The following is an 11,249-nucleotide window of genomic DNA, read 5'->3' as shown; positions in this document are numbered from 1 at the left end:
AACATCATAGTACAGGATACAATATAAAAATGGATCAAGTAGATTTGAAAATACAATTTCTTTTTGAGCCTGAATTTTAATAAAAAACAAATGCAGAAAAGAAGTTTTTAAACCACGAAATACTAACCTGTTTTAAAGTCCGAATCCACTCTATGCTTTCAAAAAAACCAATCAGAACTTTATTTTTTCTCTTACATTGTTTTTTTATTATTCCGAATATAAAAGCACAAAAAACAGATAAAATTTACCTTTCAGGAAAAGATTTTGAGCATCCTGTTCAATGGGATTTTTATTGTACAGATGGAAACAATAGTAATGTATGGTCTAAAATAAATGTGCCTTCGCAATGGGAACTGGAAGGTTTTGGCGAATATACGTACGGACGCTGGTACAAAGAATTAAACCAGAAAGAGCCCAGCAAGGAAGAAGGCTTATATAAATATGATTTTGAAATACCGCTTGATTATAAAAACAAAACTATTCTAATTGCTTTTGGCGGAGCAATGACGGATACAGAAGTAAAAATTAACGGGAAAACTGCTGGACCCATACATCAGGGAGGTTTTTACGAGTTTAAATATGATATTTCATCACTTTTAAAATTTGGTTCTAAAAATACTTTGGAGGTTCATGTTTGGAAACATTCTGCTAATAAATCAGTAAATAATGCTGAAAGAAGAGCAGACTGGTGGCTTTTTGGCGGTATTTATCGTCCCGTTTGGCTAGAAGTTTCTCCAAAAACACATATCGAAAATATTGCGGTAAATCCAAAAATGGACGGATCAATTACGGTTGATTTAAATCTGCAGCAAATTCCAAAAAATACGCTTTTAGAGGTTTCACTTTCAGGTAAAAATGGAGAAAATTTCCCTGCTTTTACTTTTCCGCTTAAAGCGAAAAATACAAAAAAAACAATAACTGCGAAATGGGAAAACATCAAACCGTGGAATCCAGAAACGCCAAACTTGTACAATTTAAAACTGGTTTTAAAACAAAATGGAGCTGTACTTCATGAATATGACACCAAAATTGGTTTTAGAACTTTAGAGTTTAAAAAGAAAGACGGCATTTATGTAAACGGTACCAAAATTATTATGAAAGGTATTAATCGTCATTCGTTTTGGCCGGAAGGCGGACGAAGCACGAGCAAACGTATCAGCGAGCTGGACGTTCAATTAATTAAAGACATGAATATGAATGCCGTTCGCGGGCATTATCCGCCTGACGATCATTTTCTGCAAGTCTGTGATTCGCTCGGTCTTTTTGTTTTAAACGAATTGGCGGGCTGGCAGAATTCGTATGATACCGAAACCGGAACTAAACTGGTTAAAGAAATGGTCGCACGCGATGTCAATCATCCATCAGTTATTATTTGGGATAACGGAAATGAAGGCGGCTGGAATAATGAAGTCGACAAAGTTTTTGCCGAAAATGATCCGCAGAAAAGGATTGTCATTCATCCGTGGGCCGATTTTAACGGCTGGGACACACATCATTATCCTACTTATTTAACGGGAATGCATCGTTTCAATTCTGGTGAAAACGTGTTTTTTCCAACCGAATTTATGCACGGAACGTATGATAACGGACACGGCGCGGCGCTGGAAGATTTCTGGAATCGGTACAAAGAAAGTCCGCTTTTTGCCGGAGGTTTTATGTGGGCAATGCTCGACGAAGCGGTAAAACGTTCGGACTGGAAAGGCGAACAAAAATTTGACTCTAAAGGTTCTTTAGCAGCCGACGGAATTCTTGGACCTCATCGTGAAAAAGAAGGCAGTTATTTTTCGGTTAAAGAAATTTGGGCACCAATTCAGTTTCAGCCCAAACAAATTACAGATTCCTTTGATGGTTCTTTTTTGATTACCAATGATTATTTGTTCAGTAATTTAAATTCCTGTAAAATGGAATTCAAAGTTTTAAAATCTGAAAATGATGTTTTGTATTCTAATAAAACAGCTCAGGAAATAAGCCGTGGAAAAATTGAAATTCCGAGTATTGATCCGGGAGAAACCCGAAAAATAAAATTTGATGTACCGCAAAATTTCTTTGAAGGTGATATTTTATCGATTACGGCTTTTGACCAATTTAATAAAGAAATTTATACCTGGACCTGGCCTATTCATAAAGCGGGTTTTTATGTTTCTAAATTTCTGGCGGTTCAAAATACAAAAGCAAAAGCTTCGGTAACTAAAACCGATTCTGAAATCACTTTAAAAGGAAATGATGTTACGGTAATTCTAAATACTTTCACGGGAGAAATTCAAAAAATAAGCAATAAAATGGCTGTAATTCCGCTTACGAATGGTCCTCGCCCAATTGGCATGAAAGCCAAATTAAAAGATATTCAGATTTCTCAGGAAGCTGAAAAAGCAATCTGTATTGTAAATTATTCAGGCGGATTATCTTCTATAAAATGGATTATGGAAGCTGACGGGAGATTTAAAATGGAGTTATTGGCTTTAAAAAATGCTTCTGGAGGTGAAGGTTTTGACGGTGCTTTTTTTGAGGATAAAATCAATGCTTTTGGTATTACGTTTCGTTTTCCTGAGCAAGAAGTTACAGGAATTAAATGGTTTGGAAGAGGTCCGTACAGAGTTTGGAAAAACAGAATTAAAGGAACCACATACGGATTTTGGGAGAAGGAATACAACAATACGATTACGGGAGAAAGTTTTGAAAACCTGATCTATCCTGAGTTTAAAGGGTATCACGCGAATTTATTGGGTGCCAGTTTAAAAGCCGGAACCTCATCGTTTAAGGTTTTCAGCGAATCTGATAATTTATTTTTGAGATTATTTACACCTGATTTACCTAAAAATGGTTTTCCTGGAAGTTCTCCCCAGCCTGATTTTCCCGAAGGCGATATTTCGTTTATGTATGAAATTCCGGCTATGAGAGATTTTAAACCTTTGGAACAGCAAGGTCCGCAAAGCCAGCCCACAAACATCCGAATTAAAAAAGGCGACGACGGAATAAAAATGGATTTATGGTTTGATTTTAGAAACTAAATTTTGCTTTAGGTTGAAAAAACACAATATCATTTAACCGCAAGGTTCGCAAAGATTTACGCAAGGTTCGCAAAGTCTTGCGTGCTTTGCGCTATTTCAAAAATAGTTTAAAAAAACTTTGCGAACCTTGCGGTTAAATAAAATCATTCCACAACTCACAATTCACAACTCACAATTCACAATTAAAAAAAAACATGAAATCACTTAAAATACTTTTCTTTTTATTTCTGGCTGTATTATTCTTCAATTTTACACCAAAACAATACAACAAACCCACTCTTTTTATGATTGGTGATTCTACCGTAAAAAACGGAAAAGGCAACGGCGCTGGCGGACTTTGGGGCTGGGGAGATTTTATTGGGCAGTTTTTGGATACAACCAAAATTAATGTAGAAAATCATGCTTTGGGCGGTACCAGCAGCAGAACTTTTCAGGATAAAGGTTTATGGAATGCGGTTTTAAATAAACTAAAAAAAGGGGATTATGTTTTAATTCAGTTTGGACATAATGATGACGGACCTATAAATGACAGTCTGCGTGCTCGCGGCACTATAAAAGGGATTGGAAACGAAACTCAGGAAATTGATAACATTCTCACCAAAAAACACGAAATCGTACACAGTTACGGCTGGTATATTCAGAAAGTAATTCGCGAAGCAAAATCAAAAGGCGCGATTCCGATTGTGTGTTCGCCAATTCCGAGAAATGACTGGAAAGATGGAAAAGTGCCCCGCAATGATGCTTCATACGGTTTATGGGCGAAACAAATTGCCGAAAAAGAGAAAGTTACGTTCATCAATTTGAATGAGAAAATGGCGCTTGAAATGGAAAAATCAGGTGAAGAAAAGGTTACGGGTACTTATTTTTATAAAAAAGACCATACGCATACTTCTTCAAAAGGCGCTGTTTTGTCTGCTTCAATAATTATTGAGGAATTGAAAAACAGTAAAAATTCATTAAAAAACTACATTTTAAAAAATCCAAAAATTGTGCTGCCAGTTAAAAACAAAGTCTTTTTAATTGGCGATTCTACTATGGCCGATAATGGAAATCCGGATGCTGTGGGCTGGGGCGTTGTGTTTCCTAAATACTGCGATACTACCCGAATTGAAGTAATTAATAAAGCAAAAGGCGGCCGAAGCAGCAGAACGTTTGATTATGAAGGTCTTTGGGATGAAGTCAAAAATCAGTTACAGCCGGGAAATTTAGTTTTGATTCAATTTGGGCATAATGATGCCGGCGCGGTTGACAAGGAAAAATTCAGAGGTTCTTTAAAAGGAATTGGCGATGAAACGCAGGAAGTGATTCGTCCTGATGGTTCAAAAGAAATCGTTCATACTTTTGGCTGGTACATGACGAAGTTTATTCGCGAAGCTAAAGCAAAAGGTGCGATTCCGATTGTTTTGAGTTTAACGCCAAGAAACGAATGGCCAAACGATAAAGTAGAGCGCAGAACGGATACTTATATTAAATGGTCTAAAGAAATTGCTGAGAAAGAAAACGTGTTTTATATTGACTTAAGCGAGGCTGTGGCTCAAAAATATGAGGCTTTGGGAAAAGAAAAGGTAAAAGTATTTTTCCCAAAAGATCATACGCATACAGGCATTGAAGGTGCTGATTTGAATGCTTTAACTGCAGCGGAATGTATTAAGAAGAATTATGAATTATGAATTGTTAATTGTTAATTATAAATTGTCAATTATTAATTATGAACTTTGCGTTATTTAACTATATCTGAAAAAATCTGGCGTGCTTTGCGGTTAAGTAATGGAAATTAAAACAAAATTCTAATTCCACTTAAACCCATAAAAAAACCTCGTCGAGGGACGAGGTTTAGTTGTATTATTTTTTTGATTCTTCGATAGAAACTTTTCTGAACTCTTTCAAAAGTTTTTCGATTTCTAAAGTAGCTTTACGTGCTCTTGGTCCTGCAGCTTTGATACCTTTTTCAGTTAAAGATTCAGCTTCTGCTTTGAATGTTTCAATTTCGGCGTTGATTTTTACTAATAGATCTTTCATGCTTATAATTATTAAATTAAGGCGCAAAAATAGAAACTTGCCTGAGAGTTACAACATATTTGCTGTTAAAATTATCATTGTTTTTTAAGTCTAAATTTAACTAAAAGTTTACGCTTCAAATTTTTGAAAATTTTCCTTTTACAATAAACTATTAATCAGACATTTACTAACAAAATTAAAATCACAACCATTACTGAAGGCTTTACATTGAGGCATAAAATATTTTTTACTAAACTTTTAAAAGTGTTAAAAAACATAAGATTTTGGCTTAAAATCCTGTATACCGAATTGAGAATGTGCGGAAAAATTACTCGATTAACTGCTTATTCACGTAGACATTCTTAAATTCAACACCTTTTATTACGCTTTTATCAATATTCGTTTTTACGGTTTCGATATTTAAATTTTCAAATGTAAAATTGGTTAAACGAACATTCGGATCGTTTTCGACTCCGTAAAATGTATCACATTTTAGATTGATATTTTTCAGCGTTACATTATCTCCGTAAGATAACGGAATATCAGGACGGCCTTTTAAATCAAAAAACTGTTTCCAGGCAAAAATCGCCAGACCAGTTTTGGCCTGCCCTTTTATATCTTCTACTCGTATGTATTCGTATCGCTGCGGTGTATCGGGACGCATTTTAAGCCATAACATTCTCGAAGCTCCGTCTATCTTGCAGTTTCTCATAATTACATTTCGGTTATGGATCGATTCACTTCCATTTGTTAAGGCTGAATGACAGAATCCGAAATTGCAGTCTTCTATAATAATATTCGAGTTAGGGCCGTTGTTTTTATCCTGATCGGCATAAGGGCCTTTTCCTCCTTTTAAGGCAATGGCATCGTCGTTAACGGACATATAACAGCCTTTTACCAAAAAGTTATTGCAGATATCAATATCTATAGCATCTGTACTTGGTGCTTTAATTTCGATGTGCGGCGAAAAAATATACAAATCAAGCAGTTTCACATTATTGCATTTATAAAAGTGATTGGTCCAGAAACCGGAATTGATCAGTTTTACATCCTGAAACTGTACGTTATTGGAATTCCACACAAAAACTAATCTTGGCCTTGAAACTTCTAGATTAGTGCATTTTGGGTTTTCTTTGCGTCGTTCCCAAAAGGCTTCCCAGTATTTTTTTCCATTTCCGTTTATTGTCCCTTTTCCTGAAATCGAGAAATTATCAACATTATAGGCATTTACAAGTGCAGGAAAATAATCCAGGTTCTGTCCTTCCATCCTTGATGGCATAATAGGGAAATCGGCAATATTATCTGATCCTTTTAAAACGCCTCCTTCTGATACATACAAAGCTGTTTTGGGTTTAAAGAATAAGGCGCCGCTTAAAAAAACACCTTTTGGAATCACGATTACTCCTCCTCCATTTGCCGAAGCTTTATCAATTACTTTTTGTATGGCAGTGGTCTGGATTTTAGTACTGTCTTTACTTACTCCAAAATCGGTTATGGTGTATTTTTTTCCTAAATCTTTCAGCTGAATTTTCGAATATTCTTTAAACCAATTCGAGATCGGACTTCCGTCAGGAAATGTGTCATTAGTGTAATTCTGCGAAATTGCCGTTTGAGCAAAGGCAATAACACAGAATATAATTTTTAAGATGGTTTTCATTGGGTTAGTTGTTAATTTTGTGGTTATTGAACTTTGTCAAAGTTTCAAGCTTTGACAAGGTATTGCATTTGTGTTATCTCATTATTTTACCTCAACTTTTACTTTTGCAGATAATTGTTTGGCAAGAGTTGTTACATAACTGGTAAAATAAGCCGAATCCTTAAAGCCTTTGTCTGCGCTTAGTTCCCAGCCGGCTATTGGGTAATAACTTATCTGCTGGTTGTTTTTAGCAGAAGTTTTTATTAAATACGAATCTGTCAGCTGTCCTTTTTTGGGTGCTTCTATATATCCTTTATAAAGATCTTTTGGAAATAGTATGGCTGTTCCTAAAATCCACTGGCGTTCGTAGGTTAATTTATCATGCTGAATAAGGCATACAAAATCTCCTGAATCGATTACCTGCAGCGGATTTTGGTTGTTAATGTTAGAAAGGGTAATTAAAACAATATCATTGTCTTTTAAACCGTTTACAGAAACGGTATTTTTATAACCGTACATTCCCGGCCAGATTGAAGCGGTTTCTTCTGCCTGATATTTATTTCCTGAGGCTTCCCAATTTTCGTATTTATAATTTAAAACTGAATTTTCAGGGCCTTCGCTTACAATTTTAAAAGTCGTTTTCTCAATATTATTTACAGTATCGTTGGCAAGAATTCCTAACCGGTGTAATTTATTGTCGCTCGTTAATAAAGCAAAACCTCCTAATCCTGATGAGCTTCCTACCGGAAAAATGTCCCTGCCCCAGTCGAGCATTACGTGATAATTGTCTTCAACTTCTCCTTTGATGTTTATCCCTACATCTTCTGGTGTAATTCCGGGTGTTTTTTTACCAAAAACGTCTTTACAGTTTCTTCCGTCCAGATAATGCCTGAAACCTACTTTATCATTTTCCCAAGTTGGTCCGTCGGTTTGGTATTTTTGGTAACCGAGTTTTTTAAGAACCTGATTTGCTAATAAAACTTCTTGAGTATCGGGATGAACCGGCAGATTCTTCCCCTCTCTTTTTCCAAATCTGGCACTTGTTCTTATCGTGAATTTCGGATCAATATCTGACCAGCTCAAAACGGCTTTCTTTTCTTCTTTTGGAGCAAAATCAGTTACCAGAAACAATTCGTCCCATTTTCCATCGCCGTCTAAATCATTTACCTGAGCCGGAATTGTATCGTTTTTATAAATTAAAATTGGATATTTTCCTGAATCATTTTGTGAAGAAAGCTGTTTTCTTTTTATAGCAACTGCTTTTTGAGGCAGTTCTAAGCTGGAAGTGTTTTTTAAGACAATTGTATTTCCCGTTTTTTTCTGCGCATTAGCGTTTGCAAAAACTAACATTGAAAATGCAATTGGGGCATAAAGTTTGATTGTACCTTTCATTATTTTATTACTTTTTTATTGAAAAACAATTTAATCATTTAATCTAAATGAAAAACCTCTTTTAGGGAGTTTGTTTTGGGTGAATTATCTGGATTTGTTTCCATTATATCAGACATGTGATTCCACCATTTCCGCATAAGCGGATGACTGGAAAGCTGTGAACGGTCAAAACCTGTGCTTAATTTTTGAACACCAAATAGAATTCCGGTTTCTTCATCTAGAAAAATAGAATAATCACAAATCCCGCTTTCTGAAAGCAGTGCCGTGAGTTCAGGCCAGATTTGATCGTGTCTGATTTTATATTCGGTTTCAAAACCTGATTTTACTTTCATCGTAAAAGCATTTCTAATTGTGTCTTCCATTTTTTCACTTTTAAATTATCTTAAAAATAAAGGCCGAAGCAGTTTCGTATTTTCCGCCTTGTGAAGCGGTGAACATATAGGTCGCTTTTCCGTTTTGAAACAATAACTGCGGGCGTTCGGCACGTCCGTAGCGGTTTAAATGTTTTGGCGCATCGGGCTGTTTGATATATTTATCTAAGGGCTGATAGGAAATCTGCGGGTTATTCCAGTGAATTCCGTCATCAGAATCCATATAAAGTCCGTAATCCATTCCAAAAACTCCCATATCCCGTGCCAGCATTTTAAATTTCTTGTTTTCGTACCATACAAAAGCATCTTCGCATTGTTTATTATCGCCGAGTTTTGAAAAATCAATTACGGGATTTTCCGATGATTTTATATAAGGTCCTTTGAGTGATTTAGAAACTGCCAGTCCGTATTTTCGGTTTCCTTTTACGGGAAATTTTGGATGCACATAATTTTCTGTATCCAATGATTTATAATAAAGCCAGTATTCTCCGTTTGGATGTTTTAAAAAAGAAGGATTTGTGGTCAGCAGATCGTCCCAAGAACCTGTTTCTCCCGGAAGCAGCAATGGTTGATCTGGTCGTTTCCACGGGCCGTAAAGTGAATCTGAAACGGCTAAGCCGATGCGTTTGGTATCCATTTTTCCATTGGAATTTCCCATGAAAAAAAGCGCATATTTTCCGTCTACAAAATGAATACTTGGATTATGGCAGGTTGTGGCATCCCAATAACCTTCGCCTCTTGGCGCTAAAATAGTGCTGACATATTCATAAGGACCTTCTGGTTTGTCGGCAACGGCATGGGCAATTTCTGAACCGTTTATCCAGCCGCTCATGCTTTTTGATTTTTTCCATCTCGAAAAAAAGACGTGAATTTTTCCGTCCGGACCTTCAATCGGGCTGTTGCACCAAACATAATACTCTTCAAATTCTAAAGCCCGCCCAACTGGACGGAGTTTTTTCTCAAAATCTGAAAGTCTGGGATCGTCTAAAATAGTAAGGGCTTTCGCCGAAAATGGAAGACATAATCCCATAACAGCCAAAGAATTTCCTATTATAAATTGTCTTCTATTCATTTGATCTTTGATTTTGTTTTTTTGTTTTAAACACATAGAAACATAGATTTTTAATTCTCTAAAAAAGCTCTTTAAAAACTAGTTTTTACACATAGCTCCGAAGCTTCTGCAAACTATGTTTCTATGTGTTTAAAAAATAAGCTTTACTTCTTTTCAACTATTACCCAGTCGTCTGTTCTAAAAGGAGAAGCCGGTAAATTGTCATTATTGAATAAATTGGGTTCGGGAACGGCTTTCCATGCAAAACGAACAGCTGCTGGTTCTTTTACTTTTGAAGAAGAAACGACAACAGTTTTTCCGTCAATTTTAGCATCGGCGGGATAAAAAATCTGATCTTCTCCGGCAATTTCAAATTCTTTTAAAACATCACCTGTTTTCTTTAATCCGGAATCGGCGTAATCAAAAAACAATTGTGCTTTTTGTTTCTTTATTTTCATGTGATTGAAAATCGGTCCTGAATAAACGAGTTTGTTTTCGCCATAGGTTTTCGCTCTCGCAATCAAGGCGAGTCTGTAACCTACTGTCTTTTTATCGATTGGGTGAATGTTCTGCGCGTCGCCAACATCGGTTGTTACGGCCATACCGCTGTTTGGAATTGTTTTTAATGACATTAACTGTGCTTCGCGTATTTCGGCATTTTGTCCTTTGTGCGGTGTAATTTGTACATAATAAAACGGGAAATCGCCCTGCTTCCATTCGTCTCTCCAGCTCTTTACCATTGCCGGAAACAAACTTCTGTACAAATAAGCTTTTCCGGAGTTGCTTTCGCCCTGATACCAGATTGCACCTTTTATGGTGTAGTTTACAATTGGGTGTAACATGGCATTGTATAAAACATACGAAGTTTTGTTGGGTTCTTTTTTAGGCTTTTTCAACTGTCCTTTTGGAGCGTTGGCAGCACTTGCAATTCTTTCATTGGTTAAAGCCAGATAGTAGGCTTCGAGTTTTTCCTGATGTATTTTTTCATTTTTAGCATCTTCCTGAAGAATAGGCAGAAACGCGGTTTCGTCTTCTAAAATATTTTGAGCTGTCCATGCTTCGGCTTTTGTTCCTCCCCATGAAGTCGAAATTAACCCAATTGGTACATTTAGTTTTTGGTATAAATCTCTTCCGAAAAAATAAGCAACAGCCGAAAATGTTTTGATGTTTTCAGGCGAACATATTTTCCAGTTTCCTGTAACATCTTCAAGCGGTTTTGGTGAAGCATTAAGCGCTACAGTAAATAATCTGATATTAGAGAATGAAGCGTTTTTTACTTCTTCTTCGTAATTTTTAACTCCGGTTTTCCAGGTTCCTTCTTCTCTTCCAACAGGGAAAAACATATTTGATTGCCCGGAACAAAGCCAGACTTCACCTATCAGAATATTTTTTAGTACAATTTTATTAGAAGCATTAATTGTGATATCAAAGGCTTTGTCGCTTCCGTTTGGTGTAGAAACGGCTGTTTTCCAGTTTCCTTCTGCATCGGCTGTTACCTCAACTGGATTATTTGCCCACCCTAAATTAAGAGTGATTTTTTCGTTTGGAGAAGCCCATCCCCATAAATTAACTTTGGCATTCTGCTGTAAAACCATATTATCACCAACTAAAGCCGGCAGTTTTACTTGTGCTGTTACAGAGAATTTTACACTTAAAACTAAAAAAAGAAACAGTAATTTTTTTGAGTTAATCATTGGCATTGATTTTTAAGTACATTTTAAATTTAAAATAGTTACACCAGTTATGCATCCTGTGCTTTCCTGTTTTCTGTAATACAAAAATGAAAAAAAAGC

The 11,249-nt window shown here is 36.1% G+C and carries 8 protein-coding genes; 2 read left to right on the top strand and 6 right to left on the bottom strand.

Annotated elements, in window-relative coordinates:
• Positions 1 to 152 precede the first annotated feature (152 nt).
• Together ACTJIW_RS14000 and ACTJIW_RS13995 are read left to right on the top strand one after the other, a co-directional pair.
• Positions 153 to 3,008, top strand: a complete 2,856-nt coding sequence (locus ACTJIW_RS14000; protein ID WP_440716878.1) for a glycoside hydrolase family 2 TIM barrel-domain containing protein — start codon at positions 153 to 155, stop codon at positions 3,006 to 3,008.
• Positions 3,009 to 3,202: 194 nt separating this feature from the next.
• Positions 3,203 to 4,678 carry a rhamnogalacturonan acetylesterase gene (locus ACTJIW_RS13995; RefSeq protein ID WP_440716877.1) on the top strand — a complete coding sequence of 492 codons (1,476 nt, stop codon included), beginning with the start codon at positions 3,203 to 3,205 and terminating at the stop codon, positions 4,676 to 4,678.
• Positions 4,679 to 4,850: 172 nt separating this feature from the next.
• Here ACTJIW_RS13995 and ACTJIW_RS13990 read toward each other — a convergent pair whose 3' ends face one another.
• The 6 genes from ACTJIW_RS13990 to ACTJIW_RS13965 form a co-directional block, all read right to left on the bottom strand.
• Positions 4,851 to 5,027: a histone H1 gene (locus ACTJIW_RS13990; RefSeq protein WP_012026201.1), complete on the bottom strand. Its 177-nt coding sequence runs from the start codon at positions 5,025 to 5,027 to the stop codon at positions 4,851 to 4,853.
• Positions 5,028 to 5,334: 307 nt separating this feature from the next.
• The gene (locus tag ACTJIW_RS13985) at positions 5,335 to 6,663 is read right to left on the bottom strand and encodes a rhamnogalacturonidase (protein WP_440716876.1); all 1,329 of its coding nucleotides are present in this window, start codon (positions 6,661 to 6,663) and stop codon (positions 5,335 to 5,337) included.
• A gap of 81 nt (positions 6,664 to 6,744) precedes the next feature.
• The gene (locus ACTJIW_RS13980) at positions 6,745 to 8,034 is read right to left on the bottom strand and encodes a DUF4861 domain-containing protein (protein ID WP_440716875.1); all 1,290 of its coding nucleotides are present in this window, start codon (positions 8,032 to 8,034) and stop codon (positions 6,745 to 6,747) included.
• A 38-nt stretch (positions 8,035 to 8,072) separates the two neighbouring features.
• Positions 8,073 to 8,396 (bottom strand): L-rhamnose mutarotase, encoded by a 324-nt coding sequence (gene rhaM, locus ACTJIW_RS13975; protein ID WP_274250543.1) that lies wholly within the window; start codon positions 8,394 to 8,396, stop codon positions 8,073 to 8,075.
• A gap of 10 nt (positions 8,397 to 8,406) precedes the next feature.
• The gene (locus ACTJIW_RS13970) at positions 8,407 to 9,477 is read right to left on the bottom strand and encodes a glycoside hydrolase family protein (protein WP_440716874.1); all 1,071 of its coding nucleotides are present in this window, start codon (positions 9,475 to 9,477) and stop codon (positions 8,407 to 8,409) included.
• A 143-nt stretch (positions 9,478 to 9,620) separates the two neighbouring features.
• Positions 9,621 to 11,150 carry a sialate O-acetylesterase gene (locus ACTJIW_RS13965; protein ID WP_440716873.1) on the bottom strand — a complete coding sequence of 510 codons (1,530 nt, stop codon included), beginning with the start codon at positions 11,148 to 11,150 and terminating at the stop codon, positions 9,621 to 9,623.
• Between the last annotated feature and the right edge of the window lie 99 nt (positions 11,151 to 11,249).

The organism is Flavobacterium sp. 22659, assembly GCF_052044235.1.
GTDB lineage: Bacteria > Bacteroidota > Bacteroidia > Flavobacteriales > Flavobacteriaceae > Flavobacterium > Flavobacterium johnsoniae.
The sequence above is the reverse complement of the archived record's forward strand: the minus strand, read 5'-3'. Positions and strand labels throughout refer to the sequence as shown.